Source organism: Actinophytocola xanthii, assembly GCF_001921205.1.
Taxonomy (GTDB): domain Bacteria; phylum Actinomycetota; class Actinomycetes; order Mycobacteriales; family Pseudonocardiaceae; genus Actinophytocola; species Actinophytocola xanthii.
This window is the reverse complement of record NZ_MSIE01000087.1, coordinates 1-22,967: the sequence shown is the minus strand read 5'-3', so window position 1 is coordinate 22,967 and position 22,967 is coordinate 1. Positions and strand designations below refer to the sequence as shown.

At 72.5% G+C, this 22,967-nt stretch carries 25 protein-coding genes; 16 read left to right on the top strand and 9 right to left on the bottom strand.

Going from position 1 to position 22,967, the window contains the following annotated elements:
• Together BU204_RS42090 and BU204_RS33275 are read left to right on the top strand one after the other, a co-directional pair.
• Positions 1-1,495: response regulator transcription factor (locus BU204_RS42090; RefSeq protein WP_143229919.1), on the top strand; the 1,495-nt coding region annotated here is incomplete at its 5' end.
• A 49-nt stretch (positions 1,496-1,544) separates the two neighbouring features.
• Entirely contained in the window at positions 1,545-2,147 is a 603-nt protein-coding gene (locus BU204_RS33275; protein WP_143229918.1) for a hypothetical protein, read from the top strand.
• Positions 2,148-2,156: 9 nt separating this feature from the next.
• Here the strand turns inward: BU204_RS33275 and BU204_RS33270 are convergent, their stop codons facing one another.
• Together BU204_RS33270 and BU204_RS33265 are read right to left on the bottom strand one after the other, a co-directional pair.
• A complete protein-coding gene (locus BU204_RS33270) occupies positions 2,157-2,729 on the bottom strand; it encodes a toll/interleukin-1 receptor domain-containing protein (RefSeq protein ID WP_075129778.1) in 573 nt (190 codons plus the stop codon).
• Positions 2,692-5,301, bottom strand: a complete 2,610-nt coding sequence (locus BU204_RS33265) for an ATP-binding protein (RefSeq protein WP_075129777.1) — start codon at positions 5,299-5,301, stop codon at positions 2,692-2,694. The genes BU204_RS33270 and BU204_RS33265 overlap by 38 nt, the downstream gene beginning before the upstream one ends.
• A gap of 345 nt (positions 5,302-5,646) precedes the next feature.
• On the opposite strand from BU204_RS33265, the gene BU204_RS33260 reads away from it, so the two are divergent.
• From BU204_RS33260 to BU204_RS33250, 3 genes are all read left to right on the top strand, one after another.
• Entirely contained in the window at positions 5,647-6,177 is a 531-nt protein-coding gene (locus tag BU204_RS33260; RefSeq protein ID WP_075129776.1) for a hypothetical protein, read from the top strand.
• Positions 6,178-6,234: 57 nt separating this feature from the next.
• Positions 6,235-6,594 carry an MmcQ/YjbR family DNA-binding protein gene (locus BU204_RS33255; RefSeq protein WP_075129782.1) on the top strand — a complete coding sequence of 120 codons (360 nt, stop codon included), beginning with the start codon at positions 6,235-6,237 and terminating at the stop codon, positions 6,592-6,594.
• Between the two features lie 249 nt (positions 6,595-6,843).
• Complete coding sequence (locus BU204_RS33250; protein WP_075129781.1) at positions 6,844-7,608, top strand: class I SAM-dependent methyltransferase; 765 nt, start codon at positions 6,844-6,846, stop codon at positions 7,606-7,608.
• Between the two features lie 73 nt (positions 7,609-7,681).
• On the opposite strand, the gene BU204_RS33245 is transcribed toward BU204_RS33250, so the two are convergent.
• Entirely contained in the window at positions 7,682-7,912 is a 231-nt protein-coding gene (locus BU204_RS33245) for a hypothetical protein (RefSeq protein ID WP_143229916.1), read from the bottom strand.
• 258 nt (positions 7,913-8,170) lie between these two features.
• Here BU204_RS33245 and BU204_RS33240 point away from each other — a divergent pair, with 258 nt between their 5' ends.
• Together BU204_RS33240 and BU204_RS33235 are read left to right on the top strand one after the other, a co-directional pair.
• Entirely contained in the window at positions 8,171-8,884 is a 714-nt protein-coding gene (locus BU204_RS33240; RefSeq protein WP_075129774.1) for a lytic polysaccharide monooxygenase, read from the top strand.
• Positions 8,885-8,977: 93 nt separating this feature from the next.
• Positions 8,978-9,550: a DUF305 domain-containing protein gene (locus tag BU204_RS33235; protein ID WP_083661857.1), complete on the top strand. Its 573-nt coding sequence runs from the start codon at positions 8,978-8,980 to the stop codon at positions 9,548-9,550.
• Here the strand turns inward: BU204_RS33235 and BU204_RS33230 are convergent.
• Positions 9,536-9,904, bottom strand: coding sequence for a YybH family protein (locus BU204_RS33230; protein ID WP_075129773.1), 369 nt, complete (start codon positions 9,902-9,904; stop codon positions 9,536-9,538). The genes BU204_RS33235 and BU204_RS33230 overlap by 15 nt on opposite strands.
• Before the next feature lie 70 nt (positions 9,905-9,974).
• Between BU204_RS33230 and BU204_RS33225 the strand changes: the two genes are divergently transcribed.
• Both BU204_RS33225 and gndA read left to right on the top strand, forming a co-directional pair.
• Positions 9,975-10,943: a LysR family transcriptional regulator gene (locus tag BU204_RS33225; protein ID WP_083661856.1), complete on the top strand. Its 969-nt coding sequence runs from the start codon at positions 9,975-9,977 to the stop codon at positions 10,941-10,943.
• 4 nt (positions 10,944-10,947) lie between these two features.
• Entirely contained in the window at positions 10,948-12,381 is a 1,434-nt protein-coding gene (gndA, locus tag BU204_RS33220; protein WP_075129772.1) for an NADP-dependent phosphogluconate dehydrogenase, read from the top strand.
• A gap of 16 nt (positions 12,382-12,397) precedes the next feature.
• Here gndA and BU204_RS33215 read toward each other — a convergent pair whose 3' ends face one another.
• Positions 12,398-12,634, bottom strand: coding sequence for a DUF3072 domain-containing protein (locus tag BU204_RS33215; RefSeq protein ID WP_075129771.1), 237 nt, complete (start codon positions 12,632-12,634; stop codon positions 12,398-12,400).
• A gap of 50 nt (positions 12,635-12,684) precedes the next feature.
• On the bottom strand, positions 12,685-13,833 hold the full coding sequence (locus BU204_RS33210) for an epoxide hydrolase family protein (protein WP_075129770.1): 1,149 nt from the start codon (positions 13,831-13,833) through the stop codon (positions 12,685-12,687).
• Positions 13,834-13,905: 72 nt separating this feature from the next.
• Here BU204_RS33210 and BU204_RS33205 point away from each other — a divergent pair, with 72 nt between their 5' ends.
• The gene (locus BU204_RS33205) at positions 13,906-14,520 is read left to right on the top strand and encodes a TetR/AcrR family transcriptional regulator (RefSeq protein WP_075129769.1); all 615 of its coding nucleotides are present in this window, start codon (positions 13,906-13,908) and stop codon (positions 14,518-14,520) included.
• A gap of 94 nt (positions 14,521-14,614) precedes the next feature.
• Positions 14,615-15,301, top strand: a complete 687-nt coding sequence (locus BU204_RS33200; RefSeq protein ID WP_075129768.1) for an SDR family NAD(P)-dependent oxidoreductase — start codon at positions 14,615-14,617, stop codon at positions 15,299-15,301.
• Positions 15,302-15,342: 41 nt separating this feature from the next.
• Here the strand turns inward: BU204_RS33200 and BU204_RS33195 are convergent, their stop codons facing one another.
• The gene (locus tag BU204_RS33195; RefSeq protein ID WP_075129767.1) at positions 15,343-16,260 is read right to left on the bottom strand and encodes an AraC family transcriptional regulator; all 918 of its coding nucleotides are present in this window, start codon (positions 16,258-16,260) and stop codon (positions 15,343-15,345) included.
• A 92-nt stretch (positions 16,261-16,352) separates the two neighbouring features.
• Between BU204_RS33195 and BU204_RS33190 the strand changes: the two genes are divergently transcribed.
• Positions 16,353-17,270: an NADP-dependent oxidoreductase gene (locus BU204_RS33190; protein WP_075129766.1), complete on the top strand. Its 918-nt coding sequence runs from the start codon at positions 16,353-16,355 to the stop codon at positions 17,268-17,270.
• 142 nt (positions 17,271-17,412) lie between these two features.
• On the opposite strand, the gene BU204_RS33185 is transcribed toward BU204_RS33190, so the two are convergent.
• Entirely contained in the window at positions 17,413-18,423 is a 1,011-nt protein-coding gene (locus BU204_RS33185; RefSeq protein WP_075129765.1) for a sensor histidine kinase, read from the bottom strand.
• 47 nt (positions 18,424-18,470) lie between these two features.
• Positions 18,471-19,130: a response regulator transcription factor gene (locus BU204_RS33180; protein WP_075129764.1), complete on the bottom strand. Its 660-nt coding sequence runs from the start codon at positions 19,128-19,130 to the stop codon at positions 18,471-18,473.
• 141 nt (positions 19,131-19,271) lie between these two features.
• Between BU204_RS33180 and BU204_RS33175 the strand changes: the two genes are divergently transcribed.
• The 4 genes from BU204_RS33175 to BU204_RS33160 all read left to right on the top strand — a co-directional run.
• Positions 19,272-20,489: a glycosyltransferase 87 family protein gene (locus BU204_RS33175; RefSeq protein WP_083661855.1), complete on the top strand. Its 1,218-nt coding sequence runs from the start codon at positions 19,272-19,274 to the stop codon at positions 20,487-20,489.
• A 67-nt stretch (positions 20,490-20,556) separates the two neighbouring features.
• Positions 20,557-21,615, top strand: coding sequence for a zinc-dependent alcohol dehydrogenase (locus BU204_RS33170; protein WP_198943080.1), 1,059 nt, complete (start codon positions 20,557-20,559; stop codon positions 21,613-21,615).
• The gene (locus tag BU204_RS33165; RefSeq protein ID WP_075129761.1) at positions 21,615-22,412 is read left to right on the top strand and encodes a sugar phosphate isomerase/epimerase family protein; all 798 of its coding nucleotides are present in this window, start codon (positions 21,615-21,617) and stop codon (positions 22,410-22,412) included. Before BU204_RS33170 ends, BU204_RS33165 begins: the two co-directional genes overlap by 1 nt.
• A gap of 15 nt (positions 22,413-22,427) precedes the next feature.
• On the top strand, positions 22,428-22,967 hold a 540-nt coding region (locus BU204_RS33160; RefSeq protein WP_083661858.1), incomplete at its 3' end, for a ThuA domain-containing protein.

Genomic DNA, 22,967 nt, shown 5'->3' with positions numbered 1-22,967 from the left:
CGGGGAGGCGGCCACGGCGCGGCAGGCGTTCCTCGGCGCCGCGGCCGCGGGGCGGGCGCACCGCGACCACCGGCTGCTCGGCCGCGCCGCACTCGGCCTCGGCGGCGTGTGGGACCCGGCGACCGTCCTGGACGAGGAGCTGCGCGGGATGCTGGCCGAGGCACTGGCCGGGGCCCCACACCTCGAGCCGGAGCTGGTCGTCGAGCTGACGGCCAGGCAGGCCCGTGCGCTCGAGGACCTCCCGCTGGCCACGCGGGCCGTGGCGCAGGCGCGGGAGCTGGGCCGGCCCGGGCCGCTGCTGGCCGCGTTGGTGGCCCTGCACTGCGCCGCCGACGGGCTCGACGCCGACCGCAGGCACACGCTGACCGAGGAGATCGCCGCCCTGGCCGAGACGGTCGGTGACCGGGAGCGCCAGGTGCAGGCCGCGCTGATGCTGGCCCGCTCCCGGCTCGAGCACGCCGACCGCCAGGGCGCGGCGGCCGCGCAGCGCCGCGCCGTCGACGGCGCGGCCGCGCTGCGCGGCGAGCAGTACACGGCGGTGCCCGCCCTGTTCGGCCTGGCCTGGTCCTACCTCGACGGGCGGTTCGGCGACGTGGAGCGGCTCGCGACCGAGGGTCCGGTGGCCGAGCGGCCCGCCGAGGACCCCCTCGGCCTCGGGTTGGCGCGGCTCTACCTCGTCGCTGTCCGCCGCGAACAGGGCAGGCTCGCCGAGCTGCCCGACCTGGCCGCCTCCTACCCGAACTACCCGGCCGCGCGCTGCGCGTTGCCGGTGCTGCTCCTGGACACCGGCCGGACCGACGCGGCCCGCGCCGCGCTCGCCGCCGCGCCCGTCGAGGCGACGACACCGCCGTGGGGGCTCGCCCTGCTGGCGGAGGCGTGCGTCGAGCTCGCCGACCGCTCCCGCGCGGTGGAGGTGTACGCCCTGCTGCGCCGGCACACCGGCCACGCCCTGGTGCTGTCGAACGCGCTGCTCTGCCTCGGCCCCGCCGACCGGCCACTGGGGATGCTGGCCGGCCTGCTGGGACGGCCCCAGGACGCGGTACGCCACTTCGAGACCGCGCTGACCGTGGCCCGCCGCCTGGGTGCCCGCCCGGCCCTGACCAGGACGAGGATCGACCTCGCGGGGGTGCTCCTGGACCGCGGCCGCCCCGATGACCGGGCACGCGCCAGGCAGCTGCTCGAACCGGCCGCCGCCGACGCGGCCGAGCTCGGCATGACCACGCTCGCGGCGGCCGCGGAGCGCCTGCGCTCGCGCCTGCAAAGCTCCGCGGCGCCGGCCGCGCCGGCGGCGGACCCCATGCTCACCCGACGGGAGCTGGAGGTGCTGACGCTGGTCGCCCGCGGGCTGGCGAACAAGCAGATCGCCAGGACCCTCGAGGTCAGCGACAAGACCGTGAAGGCGCACGTGAGCAACATCCTGGCCAAGGTCGGCGCGGCGGACCGCACCCAGGCCGCCGTCTACGCCGTCCGCCACGGCCTGGCCGGCGAGCCCTGAGCCGCTCGGCGTGGCACGCTGGCTCCCGGACCAGGAGGGAGACGGCGACGTGGGTAGCTCCAAGGGGCGGCAGGCAGCGGGCCAGCGACGAGCGGCGAAGGTGAAGGCCCGCGAGCGTCGTGCCCGGGCGGCCCGGGCCGACGACGCGTACTTCGGTGGCTCGCCGACAATCGACCTGTTCGCGCTGATCGCGGACGAGCTGGAAGCGGCAGTGCGGGAGACGCTGGCGCTGCGGTCCCCCGAGCCGGCTCGGCTCATGGCGGCCAAGGTGCACGAGACCGACCTCGCGATCGCCGAGACCGGGGAGCAGGACGAGGACGAGGGTGCGCCCGGCCTGTCGATCGCCTTCGCCGTCCTGACCGCGTGGATCGCCGGAGCCCACGACGAGCTGCACGCCCCCGGCGTCTCCGACACCGTGCTCCGCTGGATCGCCCAGCACCTCGGTGAGCCCGCCGCGGGCCTCGCTCGGCGCACCGCCGGCATCCTCGGCGTGCGCGAGGTGCCCGCCGAGGTCATCGACGATCTCGTGGACGACCTCGGTCCCGACTTCATCCCGTCCCTGGTGTGGATCGCCAGCGGCCTGGTCGCCGAGCACGGCGCCGGCGACCCTGCCTGGCTCCGCCGCCACGACCTACCCGCGGACGCCCTCTGAGGTGGCCACTCACTCCCGGAGATGCAGGTCTCGTCCAGCCTGGTAGACCCGCCCGTTGTCCCGGGCCTCGCCGTTCAGCGTCACCGCCGCCCCGCCGCGCTCCGGCGACCGCGCGCGCGGCGCCGTGACCAGCGCGGTGAGCTCCTCGACGATCCTGGCCAGGTCGGCCGGGAAGTCGTTGTGCCGCAGGCGAAGGTACTGACACGTCGCCAGGCGCGCGAGCTCGGCGGGTAGCGGTGCGTCGGTCAGCCGAGGGGTCGGCCCGGTCAACACCGGCACGACCCGCACGCCGTTGTCGAACGCCTCGGTGATCTCGCGCCGCACCCAGTCGTCCGGGTCGTCCAACGCCCGGGTTCCGGCGGCGTTCGTCGCCGACAGCCACCGCGGCCCCACCACGGCCAGCAGCACCTCGGCGCCGCGCACCCGGCGCAGCAGCTCCCGTTCGAAGTCCTCACCGGCCGGGACCATCGTCGCGGCCAGGAAGACCGCGCACTCGCCGAAGACCCGGGACAGCTCCTGCTTCAGCAGGACCGCGTACGCCGGCTCATCGGGGGTGCGGTAGTTGATGAAGATCGCCGCCATGGTCCTCCCTGGTCACGTCGCTGTCCAGGCCGGTGCGCCGGTAGATGGCTCCCGCGGCCCGGCGGTGGGCGTACGCGGCATCGTCGTCGCCGAGCAGCCGCGCGCACCGGCCGAGGCCCTCCAGTGCTCGCGCCTCCTCGAGCGGGCTGAACGCCAGCCGGGCGAGGCTGAGGGCGGCGCGGTAGCGGTCCATGGCGGCCACCGGATCGTTCCGGTCGGCGAGCAGTGCCGCCGTGTGGCTCGTGGCCTCGGCCTGACCGCGGCAGTGGTTCAGCTCGCGGTAGATGCGCAGTGCCTGGGTCAGCGACTCCTCCGCGCCCGCGTGGTCCGCGTTCAGCCGCAGCAGGTTGCCGTGCCTGGTCGACGCGTGGGCCTGGCCGAGGCGGTCCCCGAGCTTGCGGCAGATCTGGAGGGCCCGCGCGAACGCCGCGCCGGCTCGTTCGTCGTAGCCGGGGTCGCGTTCGACGCAGTCCAGGGTGCCGAGATAGATGAGCGCGTCGGCCTCGCCGAGCAGACTGCCGATCTCCCGGTAGATGGCGAGGGCCCCGGTGGAGGCGGCGCGTGCCCCGACGCGGTCCCCGGTGTGCTGCCGGACCAGGCCCAGCTCGTTGAGCGCGTACGCCTCCGCGAACCGGTCGGTGAGCTCACGAGCGATGTCCAGCCCGGCGCTCAGGTCCCTTGTCGCCCCCGGATAGTCGCCGAGCAGGTGTCGGATCGTTCCGAGCTCGTTGAGCGCGTCCGCCTCGGCCAACCGGTGGCCGAGCTTGCGGGCGATCCGCAGGGCGAGCGTGAGCGCCTGGCTCGCGCCCGGATAGTCCCCGACCATCGGCCGGGCGGTCCCCAGCTTGATCAGGGCGTAGGCCTGTCCGGGCTGGTCGCCGAGGGCGCGGTAGATCTCCAACGCACGCGTGAGCGCCTCGATCGCCTCGCCGTAGTCGCCGGTGAGGCGGCGGAACGTGCCGAGCTGGGTGAGGGCCCGTGCCTGCCCGGGTTGGTCGTCGAGCTCGCGGTAGATCGCGAGCGCGCTGGCCAGGGCCTCGCGGGCGGAGGGGTAGTCGCCCTTGAGGAACGAGATCACTCCGAGGTTCACCAGGGCGCCGGCCTCCGCCAGCGGCTTCCCACTGGTGGCGGCGGCCGCCACGGCGAGGCGGTGCAGCCTGGCTCCCTCGTCCCACGGTCCGGCGAACCGCAGGAGCGCGGCGACGGCCGCCGTGAGCCGCACGACCCGGAGGTGCTGCCCACCCCGGTGCGCGAAGTCGACGCAGGCCAGCAGCGACGCGCGTTCGACGCCGAACCAGGCGAGCGCGGACTCCTGGTCGGAGATCGGGGGAACACCGGCCAGCGGTGGCGGGGTCGGCGGGGCCAGGTCGAGGGCGGCCTGGGCGACATGGGCACCGGCCGCCGCGGCCACGTGCTGGTAGTAGTCGAGCAACCGTTCCTCGGCGCGGTCGAGCTCGAGCTGGTCGGTCTCTCGGGCGAGCGAGCCGGCGTACTCGCGGATGAGGTCGTGCATCTGGTACCGGCCGCGCACGGGCTCGTCGAGCAGGTGGTCGCCGTACAGGGCTTCCAGATACCGCCGGGTCTCGGGCAGCGACAGCTCACCCAGCGCCGCCGCGACGTAGGCGTCGAAGTCGACGCCGGGGTGCAGCCCCAGCCGCCGGAACAGCTGTTGCTGGCCCGGTTCGAGGACTCGGTACGAGGTCTCGAACGCCGCCGCCACCGCGACGTCCTCGGCCTGCATGTGTGCGAGCCGGTCGTGGGTGTCCTTCAGCTCCTCCAGCAGGTCGGCCGCCGTCCAGGAGGGGTGGTGGCGCAGTCGCGAGGCGAGTAGCGAGATCGCCAGCGGGAGGTGCCCGCAGAGCCGGACGATGGCGCTGATGGCATCGCGCTGCCCGGGCTGGTTCGTCCTGCCCGAGAGCGAGGCGAACAGTTCGACGGCGGCGGCCTCGGGCAGGATGTGCAGCGGAAGCGGTACGGCGTCGATGGCGGCGAGGCGTCGACGGCTGGTGATCAGTACGAGGCAGTCCCCGCTTCCGGGCAGCAGCGGTTCCACCTGCTGGTGCCCGGCGGCGTCGTCGAGGATCAGCAGGGTTCTCCTGCCAGCGAGGCGGTGGCGCCACACCGCGGCCCGCGCGTCGAGATCGCCGGGGATCTCCTGCGGGGACAACCCCTGGGCGGCGAGCAGCGACTCCAGCGCGTCCAACGGCTCCACCGGAGCCACGCCGGGGGTGTGCGCGTGCAGCCGGACGAAGTACTGGCCGTCGGGGAAATACGGTTCGAGCAGGTGAGCCGCGTGGATGGCGAGGGCGGTTTTCCCGATTCCGGCCATTCCGTCGATCGCGTGAATCGCGATCACCTGTCCCGCCGCGGCGGCATGGAGCGCTGCGTTGAACAGCGCGTCCAGCTCCGCGGAGCGCCCGGTGAACGTGCTGGTGGTCTCCCTGGGAAGCGCGTGGATCGGCGATAACGCCCTGACCTGGCCCTCGTGGACGTGAACGTCCCTCGCGGCCTGGTACACCCGCGCGTCGTCGCGGGCGCGCCCGCGCAGGTCGGCGGGCCCGTCCGCCACCATTGGGTACCTCCTACCCGCTCACTCTCGCCAGTATTTCCCGCCTGGTCAAGGGCCAGGAATTGAAGCGGGAAAGCCGGGAAAAGCCGAGGGCTGGCCAATTAATGGCCATCCGGCTGCCCTTTCGGGTACTGGGCCATTGGCCTACGCCCTCTAGGTCCCGCGGCCGATCCGCTGGCAGGTTCCCCGCCCTAGCGTCTGGTGGAGGCGTTCACACGAGAGAGGCGGGGACATGTCAGACGATCAGGAGCAGCAGACGCGGGTGGAGTTCCGCGGCGCGCAGATCCAGGAGAGCGGCGAGCAGATCGAGGTCGTCGAGGTCGAGGAGATGACCGAGGGGGAGACGGCATGAGCGGCGCGCTCGCGAAGGTCACCGCGGTCACCAACGCGATCAAGGAGGCCTGGTGGCTGGTCGAGAAGAGCGAGTCGGTGGTGAACATCAACGCCGACCAGGCCAACGCGGTGCCCCAGGGCGCCGACTGGGCGACCGACCTCACCGGAGCGGCCGGCCCCAACTACAAGGACATCACCTACACGAGCTCCTGGTACATCTGGAACCCGTTCGGTGAGGACCACGAGTCCAACACCTCCATCACCATGCGGGTGTTCTGGATGTACGGTGCCAGGTACCGGGGCGGCGGCGCCTTCATCCCGACCGCCTGGGTGGACATCGTGCACCTCGACCCGGGCTACAACAACGACATCGACATCCACGTCAGCGTGGGCACACCGTCCAATGTGGGCACCGACAGCGCGCCGATCGCCGCCCTGCCGTTAAGCATCACGGTCAAGGAGGACTCGATGGTGCCCGGCCAGGACAACCACGAGACCTACACGGTCATGCTCTACGGAACCGGGCACGGGCAGGTGTACGGCTGACCGCACCGCCGGGAACTGTCGGTGCGGCGTGCTGTGATGGCCCCGGAGGTGGGAACCGTGGCCACGATCGACGACGTACGGCGGATCGCCAGTGCGTTGCCCAGGGCGGTCGAGCGGCTGGTGCGCGACCGGGTCAAGTTCAACGTGGGCCGGATCGTGTTCCTCGCGCTCTCCCGCGACGAGCGCGTGATGGGGTTCGCGTTCCCCAGGGAGGAGCGCGCGCACCTGGTCGCCGCCGAGCCGGAGAAGTTCCTGATGCCGCTGCCCGCCGACGAGCGCTACCAGTGGGTTCGGGTGCGCCTCGCGGCGGTCGACGAGCGGGAGCTGCGTGAGCTGGTCACCGACGCCTGGCGCATGTGTGTACCCAAGAAGGTCGCGTCGGCGTACGACGAGGAACACGCCGAGGCACCCGGCTGATCGGCCGGGTGCCTCGGGCGGAAAGGCGCGACGCGCCGGCCATGGGGGAGTCGGGCCGGCGCGTCGCGGGTCTACGGTCGCTACGAGAGAAAGACTCCCAGCTCGGCGGGAGCACGTCGTCAGGCCCACGAATGCTTTCCGGATACGCCCGGGGACGTACACGGCGGCGGCGACCGCTCCAACGGCGGTATCCGCCCGGGTGACGGGTTCGTAGGCTCGACGGCCACGGTGGTGACGAGGGGACGCGTGGTGACCAGTACCGAACGGAGCCGGCGCAAGTACGACCAGCTGGCCGACAACTACGAGGAGCTGTTCTTCTACGTCGCCGACATGGGGCGGCGGCTGGTGGAGCTCGCCGACCCGGCCCCCGGCACCCGGGTGCTCGACGTCGGGGCCGGGCGGGGAGCGGTGGCGCGGGCCGCACTGGCCCGCGGGTGCGCGGTGACCGCCGTGGACGCCTCCCCTGGCATGGTGGCGCGGCTGACCGCCGACTACCCGGAGCTGACCGTCCGCCAGCAGGACGCCGGCGCCCTCGACTTCCCGGACGGCTCCTTCGACCTGGTCACCGCCGGGTTCGTGGTGCAGGTGCTCGACGACCCGGCCGCGGCGCTCGCCGAGTTCCGCCGGGTCCTCGCTCCGGGCGGAACGCTCGCGCTGTCGCTGGAACGGCAGACCGTGGGCCGGCTCGGCTGGCTCCACGACCTCTACAAGCGGTACTTCGGTGGCGGCAGCGGCTCCGCGATGGCCGCGGCGGACCTCGACGCGCTGCTCGACGAGGCCGGGTTCGCGGTCCGGCCGCCGGTGGAGGTCGACGCGCCGAAGGCGCTGGACGACGCCGCCGACATGTGGTGGTGGATGGAGGCGCAGGGGCTCCCGCAGGCACTCGCCGCGTTGCCCGCGGGACGCGCGGAGGAGTTCCGCGTCGAGTTCTTCGCCGGTGCCGAACGCATGCGCGAGGAGGGCGGCCTGGTGCTGGAGTTCGGCGCCACCCTGCACCTGTCCACCCGTCCCTGACCGTCCACCCGGACACGACGAACCGGGCCGGTCCGAGTGACCGACCCGGTTGGGGTCTCGAGAACGGGTGCGCTCAGCTGGAGAGCCGGGCAGCCAGGAGCTGCTTGCCCTGCTCCGCGCCCTTGCGGCTCTCACCCTGCGCGCGGCGGAAGAACTCCGCGAGTTCGCTGTCGCCCGCACGCTCGGCGTCCTGGATGTAGCTCTCCAGGCGCAGCGCGTTGCTCAAGCAGGCCTCGACGAACCAGATGATGTTGTAGTCCTTGTCGGTCGTACCGGTGACCTTGCCGGATTCCGTGGCAGTCACGGTGTTTCCTCCTCCTTTCGGCTGTGTTTCCATTACTGGGCTACCCGTTCTCCTCCGGGTTAACCACAAACCGGCGACGATGAAGCCGATCGTTGCGGACCTCCTCAGAGAGTCGTTGTCGGACGGGGGATGCCATGTGTCGCGACCCAAACCAGCCCTGTACGCAGAGTGACGTCTTGACTGCGCTCGGAATCTGGTCTAGACCATAACTGTGGTCTGGACCACATCCCGGCGTTTTCCCTGCCCTCGGGAGATGACATGACTCTGAAGAGAAAACTCACCGTTCTCGCGGCCGCCGCGACCCTCGCCCCCCTCGGCCTGTTCGTCCTGCCGGCCGGCACCGCGAGTGCGCACGGCTACATCTCCTCGCCCCCGAGCCGCCAGGCGCAGTGCGCGCAGGGCGTCGTCTCGTGCGGTGACATCAAGTACGAACCGCAGAGCGTCGAGGGGCCGAAGGGGCTGCGCAGCTGCAACGGAGGCGTGGGCCGGTTCGCCGAGCTGAACGACGACGGCAAGCCGTGGCGGGCCACCTCGGTCGGCCGCACGGTCACCTTCACCTGGACGTTCACCGCGCGGCACGCGACGGCGAACTACGAGTACTACGTGGGCAACACGCGCGTCGCGACATTCAGCGGCAACAACCAGCAGCCACCGCCGACCCTGTCCCACACGGTGAACCTGGGCAACGTCTCCGGCCGGCAGAAGCTGCTGGCGGTGTGGAACATCGCCGACACCACCAACGCCTTCTACGCCTGTGTGGACCTGCAGGTAGGCGGGGAGAGCCCGGCGCCGGCGGCCGCGCCGGCACCGCGCTCCGCCGACGTCGTCGACGGCACGTGGTCGGCCGGCACCAGCTACCCCGCCGGCGCGGAGGTGACCTACGACGGGCGGACCTTCCGCAGCGTGCGGGACCACACCGCGCTCCCCGGATGGGAGCCCGCGGGCACGCCGGCGCTCTGGCAGTCCAGGTAGTCGAGGTAGTCCAGGTAGTCCGTGCAACCGTCCAACCGAGCCGGTCGGCCCGCCACTCCCCAGCGGGCCGACCGGCGCCCCGGGAGCTCCTCGATGGTCCGTTGCCTGCTCGCCGCCGTCCTCCTGCTGCTGGCCGGGTGCGGCAGCGCGCTGACCACCCCGGCGGCCCCCGTCGAGTCCGCCCCGCCGCTCGACGGCTCGTTCAACGACACCGACGTGATGTTCCTGCAGATGCTGATCCCCCACCACCGCCAGGGCGTGCGGATGGCCGAGCTCGCCGCGACCCAGGCGCGGCGCCCGCAGGTCCGCGACTTCGCCGCGGCCGTCGAGCTGACCCAGCGGGACGAGATCGCCGACATGGAGCGCTGGCTGAGCGACTGGAACCAGCCGATCGCCGCCGACCCCGATCCTGGCGCCCACCACGGCCACGGCGACGGGCTGCACACGCCCGACCCGGCCGTCGTCACCGCCCTGGCCGAGACCGGGCCGGCGACGTTCGACGACACGTTCCTCCGGCTGCTCACCGGCCACCAGCACGGCGCGGTCGAGCTGGCCCGGATGGAGCTGGAGAAGGGACGCCATCCCGACGCCAGGGACCTCGCCGACCGGGTCGTGCGGTCCCGAACCGCCCAGGTCCGCCAGATGGCCGCCCTACTCGGGAGCTGACCCGGACTCTCCCGGCTCCGGGCGGTCGATGATCCGCACCCAGGACCCGTCCGGCTCGCGGCGGACGACCTGGACCCGGGTGCCGGTGCCGTCCGCGGACCGGGTGGAGGTGAGCGCGAGGTCGCCGTGCCGCACGCTCGGCAGCGGGGCCTCGACGGGGAACGGCCGCGGTGCGTTGGCGAGCATCGCCCCGAGCACCGCTCGGATCTCCTCCCGCCCCACGCTGGTCCGCCCCGGCGGGTAGGCCAGTACGGCGTCCTCGGCGTAGAGCGCGACGAGCCCGGCGAGGTCTCCGGCGTTGGCTCGCGCGACGAACAGGCCGGTCACGTCCTCGGGGTGGTGCGCTGTTGTCATGCCTCCAGCCTGCGAGCCGGGCATTGAGAAGTCCAACACATGATTGTTCTACATCCTAGAATCCGCGCTTATGGAACTGCGTCAGCTCGAGTACTTCGTCGCGGTGGTGGACGAGGGCGGGTTCACCCGGGCCGCGGAGAAGGTGCGGGTCGCCCAGCCGGGGGTGAGCGCGCAGGTCCGCCGCCTGGAGCGGGAGCTGGGCCAGCCGCTGCTGGAGCGCACGAGCCGCCGGGTGCGGCTGACCGAGGCCGGCGCCGCCGTGCTGCCCCACGCGCGCGCGGCACTGGCCGCGGTCGCCGCCGCACGTGATGCGGTCGACGAGCTGACCGGGTTGCTGCGCGGCCACGTCGCGGTCGGCACCGTGACCTCCCATCCCGTGGACCTGCCCGGCCTGCTCGCCGCGTTCCACCGGGACCACCCGGCCGTCGAGATCACGCTCAGCGAGGCGACCAGCGCGGTGCTGGTCGACGGGTTGCTCGCCGGCACGCTGGACGCCGCGATCGTCTCCGCCGGCGCCGTCCTGCCCGACGGCGTGCTCGGTCAGGTGATCACAGATCAGGCCGTGGTCGCCGCGGTGGCGCACGACCACGAGCTGGCCGACCGCCCGGAGATCCCGGTCGCCGCCCTGGCCGGTCGCGACCTGATCAGCCTTCCGCCCGGCACCGGCCTGCGGGCGCGGCTGGAGGAGGCGTGCGCGGCGGCGGGGTTCCGACCCCGGGTCGCGTTCGAGGCCTCCGACCCGGAGGTGCTGGCCGACCTCGCCGCCCACGGCCTCGGTGCGGCGCTGCTGCCCGCGGAGTTCGCCGCCGCCCGGGCCGCTCGCCTGCGCTCGGTGCCCCTGACCGACCCCACCCCTCGCGGCCGGCTCATGCTGGCCTGGCGGGGCGGCGGTCCCTCCGGCCCGGCCGGTCGCGCGTTCCTGGCCAGGGCGAGGGCGGCGGTGGCCGACCGAACCCCGGGACCGCCCTCCGGCGAGCCCACCGCTGACATCGGCCGCGCCGTGGGGCAGAGTGGCGACCGAAACATCACGGAAGGATAACCAGATGGCAGACCTGGCACAGATCGGTGTCAGCGGGCTCGCGGTCATGGGCCGCAACCTGGCCCGCAACCTGGCTCGCAACGGCTTCTCGGTCGCGCTGCACAACCGCACGTCGGCGCGGACGAAGTCCCTGGTGGCGGAGCACGGCGACGAGGGCACCTTCGTGCCGACCGAGACGCTCGAGGAGTTCGTCGCGGCGCTCGAGCGGCCTCGCCGCGTCGTGGTCATGGTCAAGGCCGGCGCGCCGACCGACGCGGTCATCGACGAGCTGGTGCCCCTGCTCGACGAGGGCGACATCGTGATCGACTGCGGCAACGCCCACTTCGCCGACACCCGACGCCGGGAGGCGGCACTGCGGGAGCGGGGCCTGCACTTCGTCGGCGCGGGGGTGTCCGGCGGCGAGGAGGGTGCGCTGCTCGGGCCCAGCATCATGCCCGGCGGTTCCGCGGAGTCCTACCGCACGCTCGGCCCCATGTTCGAGAAGATCGCCGCGCAGGTCGACGGCACGCCCTGCTGTGTCCACGTCGGACCCGACGGCGCCGGGCACTTCGTGAAGATGGTCCACAACGGCATCGAGTACGCCGACATGCAGCTGATCGCCGAGGCCTACGACCTGCTCCGGGACGGCCTCGGGGCCACCCCGGCCGAGCTGGCCCGGATCTTCGCGGAGTGGAACTCCGGGGACCTGGAGTCCTTCCTGATCGAGATCACCGCGGAAGTGCTGGGACACACCGACGCCGCGAGCGGCTCCGCGTTCGTCGACGTCGTGCTCGACCAGGCCGAGCAGAAGGGCACCGGGCGCTGGACCGTGCAGACCGCGCTGGACCTCGGCGTCCCGGTCACCGGGATCGCCGAGGCCACGTTCGCGCGTGCGCTGTCGGCACACCCCGAACAGCGGGAGGCGGCTCGGGCGGCGCTGCCGGGTCCGTCGGCCGCGGTGCCGGTCGAGGACCGCGACGCGTTCGTCGACGACGTGCGCAAGGCGCTGTACGCGTCCAAGGTGGTCGCCTACGCCCAGGGCTACGACCAGATGGCCGCGGCCAGCGCGGAGTACGGCTGGGACATCGACCTCGGCGCGATGGCCACCATCTGGCGCGGCGGATGCATCATCCGGGCCCGGTTCCTCGACCGGATCAAGGACGCCTACGCCACCGAGCGCCCGGCCTCGCTGCTGGTCGCGCCGTACTTCCGGGACGCGGTCGCCGAGGGCCAGGAGGCGTGGCGGCGGGTCGTGGCGCACGCGGCCCGGGCCGGCATCCCGACGCCGGGCTTCTCCTCGGCCCTGGCCTACTACGACGCGCTGCGTGCCGAGCGGCTGCCCGCGGCCCTGATCCAGGGCATGCGCGACTACTTCGGCGCGCACACCTACAAGCGGGTCGACCGCGAGGGGGCCTTCCACACCCTGTGGGGCGGCGACCGCAGCGAGGTGGACGGCTGACCCCCTGACCCCACGCTCAGCCGCGGCCGGTGCGGGCCTGCAGCTCGTCGATGAGCTCGGAGGCCCGCGCCTTGGTCAGGTCCGGCGGCACCTCCACGCCGGCCTCGTGGGCGAGCGTGTTCAGGTAGGACTCCTGGGGCCCGGTCATCGGCTCGTCGCCGGTGACCCAGTCCTCGGGGTCCTTGTCCGGGACCGGGGTGACGGCGTTGTTCTGGTCGGCGTTGTTCTGGTCGGTGTTGTTCTGGCTGGTCATGACTCTCCTTGTCGTCGAACGGGCGTTCGAGTACCCGGGTCGGAGCTGATCTACACCTGGACGAGCCGGAAGAACGCGCGGACCTCGTCGACGAAGAGGTCAGGCTGCTCGAACGCGGCGAAGTGCCCGCCTCGGTCGAGATCGTTCCAGTGCAGGATGTTGGGGAAGCGGCGGGCGGCCCACCGGCGGGAGGGCCGCGGGTTCTCCCTGGGGAACAGGGAGCAGCCGGTGGGCACGGTGACCGTGTCCCCGGTGCCCTCGGTGAACAGGGCGTGCACGGCCCGGATGCTCTCCCAGTACAGCCGGGCCGAGGAGGCGCCGGTGCCGGGAAGCCAGTAGAGCATCACGCTGTCCAGGATCTGGTCGCGGGTGAGCGCGTTCTCCGGGTGGCCGGCGCAGTCGGTCCAGCCCTGGAACTTCTCCACGACCCAGGCCGCGAGGCCGACCGGGGAGTCGACCAGCGAGTACCCGATCGTCTGCGGCTTGGTGGACTGCTCGACCGAGTACCCGTCCTCCCACTCCTTGGCGTTGGCCAGCGCCGCCAGCGCCTCGCGCTCGGCGTCGGTCAGGTCGTCGAACGTCGCCGGGTCCGGCGCGGCGAGCGGCGGGCTGAGATGGATGCCGGCGACCCGGTCGGGTGCCTGCTGCGCCATGCTGGTCGAGACGCTCGTACCCCAGTCGCTTCCCTGGGCGCCGAAGCGGTCGTAGCCCAGCCGGGCCATCAGCTCGAGCCAGGCGCGGGCGATCCGCTCGATGCCCCACCCCGTGCGGGTGGGCTTGCCGCTGAACCCGAAGCCGGGCAGCGTGGGGCAGACCACGTGGAAGGCGTCGGCCGGGTCGGGCGGGTCGGTCAGCGGCCCGATCACGTCGAGGTACTCCACGATCGAGCCGGGCCAGCCGTTGGTGAGCACCAGCGGCCGGGCACCCGGATGCGGCGAACGCACGTGGACGAAGTGGACGGTGAGCCCGTCGAGTTCGGTGTGGAACTGGGGGAGCGCGTTGAGCCGGGACTCGACCACCCGCCAGTCGTAGCCGTCGGCCCAGTACCCGCAGAGCTCGCGGAGGTAGGCCAGCGGCACCCCCTGCGACCAGTCGTCGACGGTCTCCGCCTCGGGCCAGCGCGTGCGGGCCAGCCGTCCGCGCAGGTCCGTCAGCGCCGCCTCGGGAACCTCGACGCGGAACGGGATCAGCTCGGACATCCCGCCACCCTAGGGCGCCCGGGCGGAGGCGATTTTCTGTATCGATCGCTACCGAAAAGGTAGGCTCGCGGGATGGACACCAGGCAACGTCGCGCGAGCGGTCGACCCCGCGGGTTCGACGCCGACGAGGCGCTCGAGCGCGCCCTGTTGGTCTTCTGGGAGCACGGCTACGAGGGAGCCAGTCTGGCCACCCTGACCCACGCCATGGGCATCTCCGCCACCAGCATGTACGCGGCCTTCGGCAACAAGGAGGAGCTGTTCCGCAAGGCGCTGGAGCGGTACACCGAGGGGCCCAGCGCGTACCTGGCCCGAGCGCTGGACGAGCCGACCGCGCTCGGCGTCGCCACGGCGGTCGTCACCGGTGTCGTTCGCACCACCACCCGCCCGACCGGCCCGCACGGGTGTCTGGGCGTGCACGCCGCCCTGGTCGCCGGCGAGGCCGGTCGAGGAGTCCGAGACGTCCTCGTGGCCTGGCGCGATGACGGCTACTCCCGCCTCCGAGAACGGTTCCGGAGTGCCGTCGATGACGGCGACCTGCCCCCGGGCGCCGACCCGGCACTGCTCGCGCGCTATGTGACGACCCTGGCCTACGGCATCGCGGTGCAGGCCGCGAGCGGCGTGGGCCGCGACGAGCTCCAGGGCGTGGCCGACGCCGCCCTGCGCGGGTGGCCGCTCCTCGACCGCTGAGGTCCGTGCGGAAGTTCCGTAGCGATCGATGCGGATCATGCTACAGTCGAATTCTGTAGTGAACGATACGGAACTGCACGGGCAAGGAGAGGGCATGACCGTCGCACTGGTCACCGGGGCCAACAAGGGCATCGGCTTCGAGACAGCCAGACAGCTGCTGGAGTTGGGCCACGTCGTCTACCTCGGCGCGCGTGACGTCGAGCGAGGGGAGAAGGCCGCGGCGGAGCTCGGCGGACGGTTCGTGCAGCTCGACGTGACCGATGACGCCTCGGTGAGCAGCGCACTCGCCACGATCGGCTCGGCCGAGGGCCGGCTCGACATCCTCGTGCACAACGCCGGGATTCTCGGGGACGGAGTCCTCGACGGTCCCACGGCCCTGCGGGTGTTCGACACCAACGCGGTGGGGATCGTGCGCGTCACGGAGGCGGCCCTGCCCCTGCTGCGCAGATCCCACAACCCCACCGTGGTCACCGTGTCGAGCAGCGCCGGGTCGTTCTGGGCGGTGACCAATCCCGACCGGCCCGAGTTCCACCTGCCGGTCGCGCTCTACTCGGCGTCGAAGGCGGCGGCGACCATGCTCACGCTCCAGTACGCCAAGTCCCAGCCCGGCATCAAGTTCAACGCGCTCGAGCCCGGCCCCACCGCCACCGACATGACCGCGGCCTTCGGAATCGGACGGTCACCGGAGGAGAGCGCCAGGGTCGTCGTGCGTCTGGCAACCCTCGGCCCGGACGGTCCCACCGGGACCCTGCAGGACGAGAACGGGGAACTGCCCTGGTGAGCGTCCTGCTCATCGGCGCGCCCTAGCCGAAGATCCGCGTCTCAGCTGCTCGCCGAACTCCGGTAGCGGCCGGGCGGGGTCCCGTGGCTGCGCTTGAACGCGGCGGAGAAGGCGAACTCGGAGGAGTACCCGACCTGGGCGGCGATCCTGGACAGGGGAGCCGAGGTGTCGCGGAGCAGGCGGGCGGCGGTCGTCATGCGCCACCAGGTGAGGTAGGCCAGCGGCGGCTGGCCGACCAGGGCGGTGAAGCGGCGGGCGAAGGGGGCCCGGGAAAGGCCGGATCGGGCGGCGAGGCCGGCCACCGTCCAGGGATGGGCCGTCTCGCTGTGGATGGCGTGCAGCGCGGCGCCGACCGCCGGGTCGGTCAGTGCCGCCGCCCACCCGGTGGGCGCGTCCGGCGGCTGCCGGTGGATCCACGCGCGCAGGACGTAGAGCAGCAGTGTGTCGAGCAGGGCCGGGATCGCGGCGTCGGTTCCGGGGGTGGGGTGCTCCAGCTCCGCGCCGAGAAGATCGACCGCGGCCCGCAGATGCGGGTGCTGCCCGGTGCCGGCGGGGAGGTGCACGATCTCCGGCAGGGCGAGCAGCATCGGGTGCACCGACCGGGTCGGGCGTAGCTCGTAGGCCCCGCAGAGGGTCACCGTCGTCGGAGGCTCGGTAGAAGGGGAGGGGGATGGCGGGGGAACGCCTGGTTCGCATGCCGTGAGGCGTACCGGGGTGGTCGGGGAGTCGGCCAGGACGTGACCGCGGCCGTGGGGGAGGAACACCACGTCGCCGGTGGCCAGCGAGACGGGGTCGGCACCGGTGGGGATGAGCCAGCAGCCGCCGCGCACGACCACCTGGAGACCGACGGCTCCGGGGACCGGTCCGAACCACCGCGCCCAGGGGGCGTGCCAGGCGAACCGGGCCGAGCGGGGGCGGCCGGTGCGCATCACGGTGATCACGTCGCTGAGGGGGTCCATCCGCTTGACCGTACCGAGGGCGAGACGAACGCGTATGCGGACAGGACTTCGACGCATGGATCGTCTTCGGGCGGAGACATAGCGTCAACGACATGATTGCCGCGCGAATCCATCGGTTCGGAGCCCCCTCCGTGATCCAGTACGACGACGTCGAGGCCGTTGCGCCCGAACCCGACGAGGTGCTGGTCGAGGTCGCCGCCGCCTCCTTCAACCCCAGCGAGCTGGGGTTGCGCCGCGGACTGCTGCAGACCATCGCGCCGGTGTCGCTGCCGTACACGCTGGGATGGGACCTCGCCGGGACGGTCGTCGAGGTCGGGACGCGGGTGAGTGACCTCGCCGCCGGGCACCGGGTCGTCGGCCTGGTCGACGGTGGCGCGGCCGCCGAGTACGCCACGGTGCCGGCCGCGTCGCTGGTGCCCGCGCCGCGAACCGTGCCCCTGCCGGACTCCGCGACACTCCCGCTCGCGGGCCTGACCGCCTGGCAGGCGGTGTTCGAGCACGCTCGGGTCCGCGCCGGGCAACGCGTGCTGGTGAACGGCGCCGGCGGCGGCGTCGGCGGGTTCGCCGTCCAGCTCGCGAAGCACGCCGGAGCGGAGGTCGTCGCCACGGCCGGCCGGCGCAGCGCCGCCCGGCTGCGCCGGTTCGGGGCCGACCAGCTCGTCGACCACACCGCCGGACCGCTCAGGGCGAGTGTCGACAGTCCCGTCGACACGATCCTCAACCTCGTCCCGCTCGACCCGCCCGGGATCGACGAGCTGGTCGCACTGGTAGGTCCCGGTGGGACGGTCGTATCGGCCACCCCGGTGCGGTCGGCGACCGGGGCGGAGGTGAACGCCGTGCACTTCGTCACCCGCCGGGACACCGCCCAGCTCGCCGCGCTGGTGGAGCTGGTCGACGCTGGTGCTGTCGCTGTCGAGGTGACCAGGTCCTACCCGCTCACGCAGCTTGACCAGCTCCACCGGGACTGCGAGGAGGGCCGCGTGCACGGCAAGGTCACCGTCTGTGTTTGATGGTCGCTCCCGCTCCTCCGCTAAGACACCGTCTTCCCTCGTCGCGTCCTCGGCGCTGGCGCGCCTGCGGGCGCTCCTCAGTCCAGACGGTGTCCGCTCCGTCGCTCCCGCTCCTGGGCGCTCCCGCTCCTAAAGCCGCGGGTCAGGGTAGGCGGATCTCCACGCACAGGCCGCCCCGGTCGCCCGGGCGGGCCTGGACGGTGCCGTCGTGGGCTGAGCAGATGGAGCGGACGATCGACAGGCCGAGGCCCGCTCCGTCGCGCTGGAGACGCTCGGCGGTGAGGCGGCGGAACGGTTCGAACAGTGCCGGGACCGACTCCGCCGGGACGGGCATACCGGTGTTGTGCACCGACAGCGCCGGTTCCCGAGCCACGACGACCTCGATCGTCCCACCCGGATCGTTGTACTTGACCGCGTTGTGCACGAGGTTGGCGACCAGGCGCTCCAGCAGCACCGGGTCGCCCTGCACGGTCCGCTCGACCAGGCCGCGGTGGATCGTCACCCCGTGCTGGCTGGCCAGCTCGGCGTAGGAGTCCAGCACCGTGGACACCAGGGTGTCCAGGCGCACCGGCACCGTGCCGGGAAGCCCGCGGTCGCTCTCGGCGAGCACGAGCAGTCCCTCGATCAACCGCTCGTTGCGCTCGTTGACCAGTAGCAGCTGCGCGGCGAGCCGGTTCACCTCGGGATCGTCCCGACCGGTCACCATCGCCACCTCGACGAGGGTGCGCTGCACGGCCAGCGGCGTGCGCAGCTCGTGGGAGGCGTTGGACGCGAACCGGCGCTGCCCCTCGAAGCCGATGGCCATCCGGTCGAGCATCTCGTCCAGCGCGTCGGCCAGCTTGCGCAGGTCGTCCCGCGGGCCGTTCAGCCGCACGCGGTGGGCGAGGTTCTGCGGGCCGAGCTGGCGCACCGTGCTCGTCATGGTCGACACGGGGTTCATCACCCACCGGGCCAACCGCCGAAGCAGCCAGAGGGCCAGCAGGAACCCGACCACGAACATCCCTCCGCGCACCCAGAGGCCGCGCGACGTGTACGGCAGGCACGGGTAGGTCCCGTTGTCCCGGCAGATCTGTTCGATTTTCAGTGTCGAGACCCACATGCGGAACAGGAAGTCCTGGAGCAGCTGGAACAGCAGCGCCCCGAGCACGAGCATGAGCAGACAGAGCAGGACGATCCGTCCGCCCGCCGACCGGCCGACGCTCAGGGACCGAAGCGATAGCCCGCGCCGGGGACGGTGTGGATCAGCGCCGGGCCGCCCAGCTTGCGTCGCAACGTCATCACCGCCATCCGAACCGTGTTCGTGAACGGGTCGGTGTGCTCGTCCCATGCCTTCTCCAACAACTCCTCAGGACTGATCACCGTGCCCTCGCCCCGCATCAGGATCTCCAGTACGGCGAACTCCTTCGGGGACAGGGAAAGCGGCTGACCGTCCCGGGCTACATGCCGCTTGGACGGGTCGAGCACGACCCCCGCCACGTCCAGCACCGGCGGCAGCGCCGGGCGCGCTCGCCGGCACAGCGCCTGCACCCTGGCGACCAGCTCGGCGAACGCGAACGGCTTGGTCAGGTAGTCGTCGGCACCGAGGCCGAGCCCGTCGACCCGGTCCCGGATGCTCGACGCCGCGGTCAGCATCAGGACCCGGGTCTCCCGCTGGTTCGCGATGATGCGGCGGCAGACCTCGTCGCCGTGCACCTTCGGCAGGTCTCGGTCCAGCACCACCACGTCGTAGGCGTGCACCGCGACCCGTTCGGTGGCCGCGTCGCCGTCGTAGCAGACGTCGACCGCGAAGCCGAAGTGCCGCAGGCCGTCGGCGACCGTGTCGGCGAGCAGCCTCTCGTCCTCGGCCACGAGTATCCGCATGAAGATCCCCCTCTTGCCCGATGTTCTAGCGGGCTCGGGATAAGCGCGGGATAAAGGTCGCGTTTATCGGCCCTCGACCGGCTCGCCCCTAGACCTTTCGCCGAGACCGCAGGCGTATGTCGGGGAGGGTGGTGGCCGCACATGAGTGCGCGAACAGCGGCGCTGGTGGGGTTTGTCGGAGTGGTCCTGGTGGCCGTGTCGTGGCTGGTGCTGTCGTTGCGAGCGGGGACGCACGTGCTGACCGGCTGGCGCCTCGACCTCGAGGTCTACCGGGTCGGTGCCGACGTGTGGCGCCACGGGGGGCCGCTCTACGAGACGCTGCCCGAGCTGAGCAACGGCAGCCGCCTGTCGTTCACCTACCCGCCCATCTCCGCGGTGCTGCTGGCACCCCTCGCACTGGTCCCGTTCGAGGTCGCGAGCGCCGTGATGGTGCTGCTCACCGCCGGCCTGCTCGCACTGGTGCTGGTCGTGGTGTTGCGCTCGCTGGACGTGCCGCCCTGGCCGGCCGCGCTCGTGCTGCTCGCGCCGGCGCTCCTGGTCGAGCCGGTGCGCTCCACACTCGACTACGGCCAGGTCAACGTCGTGCTGATGGCGCTCGTGGTGCTGGACACCCTGGTGCGACGACCGCGGTGGCCGCGCGGCGCGCTGGTCGGCATCGCCGCGGCGGTCAAGCTCACGCCCGCGGTGTTCGTGCTGTTCTTCCTCCTGCGCGGCGACCGGCGGGCGGCGCTGACCGCCGTGGTGTCGTTCCTGCTCACCACCGGCGTCGGCTTCGTGCTCGCCGGGCGGGACTCGATGCAGTACTGGACCTCGACGGTGTTCGACACCGGCCGCATCGGCGGGGTCCTCTACATCTCGAACCAGTCGGTCACCGCGTTCCTCGGGCGGCTCGGCATCGGGTCCACCCTGGTGTGGGCGGTGTTGGCCGTGGCGCTGGTCGCCGTCACCGCGGTCGGCATGCGACGCGCCTTCGCCTCGGGCCGGCACACCTGGGCGCTGTCGCTCAACGCGCTCGGCGCACTGCCCCTGTCGCCGGTGTCCTGGTCCCACCACTGGGTCTGGGCGGTACCGGTCCTGGTGACGACCGGCGTGGGCTGGTGGCGCTCGCGCGACCGGGCCACGCTCGCCCTGACGGCGGGCGGGACGGCGTTGTTCCTGCTCTCGCCGCACTGGTGGTGGGACAGGCGCGCCCCGTGGGACCTGTGGCGGATGCTCACCGGCAACGCCTACCTCCTCTTCGCGGCGCTGGTGGTGACGACGGCCGCGATCGGTCTCACTCGGACAGTGGAACCCGCGACACCGAGAACACGGCCGGAGCGACGGGAAGTCCTGGAGGGAGCTGGAGAACCGCTCAACTGAGATCGTCCGCCGCTCCATGATCGAGTACATTCGAGACGCACAGTGCGGTGCGGATCGAGGAGGCTCGGTGGGAACCGTCGTCCAGTTCGTCGGCACACGTCGGGTGGAGGTGGTGGAGACCGCCGACCAGCCCCTCGAGCCGGGCTCGGTGCGGGTCGCCACCCTGTACTCCGGCATCTCCGCCGGCACCGAGCTGACCGCCTACCGCGGGACGAACCCCTATCTCACCCGGACCTGGGACGAGCAGCGTCGGTTGTTCGTACCGGGCGACGCCGCGCCCCGCTACCCGATGGCCGGCTGGGGGTACTCCGAGGTCGGTGTGGTCAGGGAGGTGTCCAGCGACGTCGCGGGGCAGCCCGGGGTGCCGGCCGTGGACGACGTGGTGTGGGGCATCTGGGGCCACCGCAGCGAGGCCGTCGTGCCCGCGGCGAAGCTGACCGGGCACACGATCCCGCCCGGCCTGGACCCGCTGGCCGCGACGTTCGCGCGGGTCGGCGCGGTCGCGCTGAACGCGGTGCTGGCGGCCGAGCTGCATCTGGGCGAGGTGGCCGTGGTGTTCGGCCAGGGCGTGATCGGGTTGCTCGCCACCCGCCTGGCGACGTTGTCCGGGGCGCGGGTGCTCGCCTGCGACGCGATCCCGGCGCGGCTGGAGAAGGCGACCGAGTTCCGCGCGGTCGCCGCCGTCGACGTGCGGACCGCGAGCCCGGCCGAGCTGGCGCGGTCGATCACCGAGGGGCGCGGCGCCGACGTGGCGCTGGAGCTGAGCGGGAACCACCTCGCGTTGCACGAGGCGATCCGGTCGGTGGCGGTGGGCGGACGGGTCGTCGCGGCCGGCTTCTACCAGGGCGACGGGATCGGGCTGCGGCTCGGTGAGGAGTTCCACCACAACCGGGTCGAGCTGGTCTGCTCCCAGATCGGGGGGCCGCCGCCGCGGCTGGCCGGGCGGTGGGACCAGGAGCGGATGAACCGGACGTTCCTGACCCTCGCCGCCGAGGGGATGGTCGACCCGGTCGCGCTGGTGACCCACCGGGTGCGGGTGCCCGAGGGTGTCGCCGCCGCCTACGAGCTGCTGGACCGGCGGCCGGGCGAGGCGCTGCAGGTGGTTCTGGACTACACGGAGGACTAGTGCTCAGCATCACCTGCCAGGAGCAGCTGCTCGCCGGCGACAGCCTCGAGGCCAAGTGGGAGCGGGCCATTGCCGTCGGCTACGACGGGATCGAGCTGCGCGGTCGCGGCGACCTGGCCCTCGAGCGACGCCTGCCGGAGCTGCGGCGGGCGGCGGCGGCCGGAGTCGTGATGCGCACCGTGTGCGTGGACATGCCGCACTTCATCGGGGCGTTCGACCCGGAGCTGCGCGCGGACGCGGTCACCCAGCTGCGGTCGCAGCTGTCGGTGATCGCCGAGCTGGGCGGGATCGGGGCGATGACCCCGGCGTCCTACGGGATGTTCTCCCGGAGGCTGCCGCCGTTCGAGCCGCCGCGCGGTGAGGCGGAGGACCGGGAGGTGCTGCTGGCGGGGCTCACGGAGCTGGGCGAGCACGCCGCCCGCGAGGGGGTGACCCTGTTCCTGGAGCCGCTCAACCGGTACGAGGACCACATGGTGAACCGGCTGGAGCAGGCCGCGAGCCTGATCGACGAGGTCGGCCTGGCGTCGGTCCGCATCGGCGCCGACACGTACCACATGAACATCGAGGAGGACCGGCCGGCGGCGGCGCTCGTCGAGTTCGCCGGCTACGTCGGACACGTGCAGGTCAGCGACTCCAACCGGCTCCAGCCCGGCGCCGGGCACCTGGACTGGCGGGCCGTCCTCGACGCGCTGGAGACCATCGGCTACACCGGGGACGTGGCACTGGAGAGCCGTCTGCGCGGGGACCCGGTGGAGGCCGTGGCGTCGGTGCCGGCCTTCCTGCGCGCGATGACCTGAGACGAGGAGACCGGCGTGGGAACGACACCCGTCCGCGTGACCGTCTGGAACGAGTACACCGAGCACCAGCGCGAGGGCGCCGTGGCCGAGGTCTACCCCTCGGGCCTGCACACGGCCATCGCCGACGGCCTGTCCGACCTCCTGGGCACCCGCGCCCAGGTCGACACGGCAACACTGGACCAGCCGGACCAGGGGCTGGCCCAGGACCGTCTGGACGAGACCGACGTGCTGCTGTGGTGGGGCCACAAGGCGCACCAGGAGGTCAGCGACGAGACCGTCGCGCGGGTCCAGGCCCGGGTGCTGGCCGGGATGGGACTGGTGGTCCTGCACTCCGGGCACCTGTCGAAGATCTTCGTCCGCCTGATGGGGACGAGCTGCAACCTGCGCTGGCGCAAGGCCGACGAGCGGGAGCTGATCTGGACCGTCCAGCCCGGACACCCGATCGCCCGGGACGTGTCCCACCCGATCCAGCTCGCGCGCCAGGAGATGTACGGCGAGCACTTCGACATCCCGCAGCCGGACGAGCTGGTGTTCGTCAGCTCCTTCGCCGGCGGC

What these genes read in the sequence shown, in the direction of transcription:
- BU204_RS33205 (WP_075129769.1), top strand. Translation starts at nt 13,906, where the DNA reads ATGGACACCAGGCAACGTCGCGCGAGCGGTCGACCCCGCGGGTTCGAC.
- BU204_RS33185 (WP_075129765.1), bottom strand. Translation starts at nt 18,423, where the DNA reads ATGCTCGTGCTCGGGGCGCTGCTGTTCCAGCTGCTCCAGGACTTCCTG.
- BU204_RS33175 (WP_083661855.1), top strand. Translation starts at nt 19,272, where the DNA reads ATGAGTGCGCGAACAGCGGCGCTGGTGGGGTTTGTCGGAGTGGTCCTG.
- BU204_RS33180 (WP_075129764.1), bottom strand. Translation starts at nt 19,130, where the DNA reads ATGCGGATACTCGTGGCCGAGGACGAGAGGCTGCTCGCCGACACGGTC.
- BU204_RS33225 (WP_083661856.1), top strand. Translation starts at nt 9,975, where the DNA reads ATGGAACTGCGTCAGCTCGAGTACTTCGTCGCGGTGGTGGACGAGGGC.
- BU204_RS33270 (WP_075129778.1), bottom strand. Translation starts at nt 2,729, where the DNA reads ATGGCGGCGATCTTCATCAACTACCGCACCCCCGATGAGCCGGCGTAC.
- BU204_RS33235 (WP_083661857.1), top strand. Translation starts at nt 8,978, where the DNA reads ATGGTCCGTTGCCTGCTCGCCGCCGTCCTCCTGCTGCTGGCCGGGTGC.
- BU204_RS33230 (WP_075129773.1), bottom strand. Translation starts at nt 9,904, where the DNA reads ATGACAACAGCGCACCACCCCGAGGACGTGACCGGCCTGTTCGTCGCG.
- BU204_RS33265 (WP_075129777.1), bottom strand. Translation starts at nt 5,301, where the DNA reads ATGGTGGCGGACGGGCCCGCCGACCTGCGCGGGCGCGCCCGCGACGAC.
- BU204_RS33210 (WP_075129770.1), bottom strand. Translation starts at nt 13,833, where the DNA reads ATGTCCGAGCTGATCCCGTTCCGCGTCGAGGTTCCCGAGGCGGCGCTG.
- BU204_RS33240 (WP_075129774.1), top strand. Translation starts at nt 8,171, where the DNA reads ATGACTCTGAAGAGAAAACTCACCGTTCTCGCGGCCGCCGCGACCCTC.
- gndA (WP_075129772.1), top strand. Translation starts at nt 10,948, where the DNA reads ATGGCAGACCTGGCACAGATCGGTGTCAGCGGGCTCGCGGTCATGGGC.
- BU204_RS33200 (WP_075129768.1), top strand. Translation starts at nt 14,615, where the DNA reads ATGACCGTCGCACTGGTCACCGGGGCCAACAAGGGCATCGGCTTCGAG.
- BU204_RS33190 (WP_075129766.1), top strand. Translation starts at nt 16,353, where the DNA reads ATGATTGCCGCGCGAATCCATCGGTTCGGAGCCCCCTCCGTGATCCAG.
- BU204_RS33215 (WP_075129771.1), bottom strand. Translation starts at nt 12,634, where the DNA reads ATGACCAGCCAGAACAACACCGACCAGAACAACGCCGACCAGAACAAC.
- BU204_RS33260 (WP_075129776.1), top strand. Translation starts at nt 5,647, where the DNA reads ATGAGCGGCGCGCTCGCGAAGGTCACCGCGGTCACCAACGCGATCAAG.
- BU204_RS33195 (WP_075129767.1), bottom strand. Translation starts at nt 16,260, where the DNA reads ATGGACCCCCTCAGCGACGTGATCACCGTGATGCGCACCGGCCGCCCC.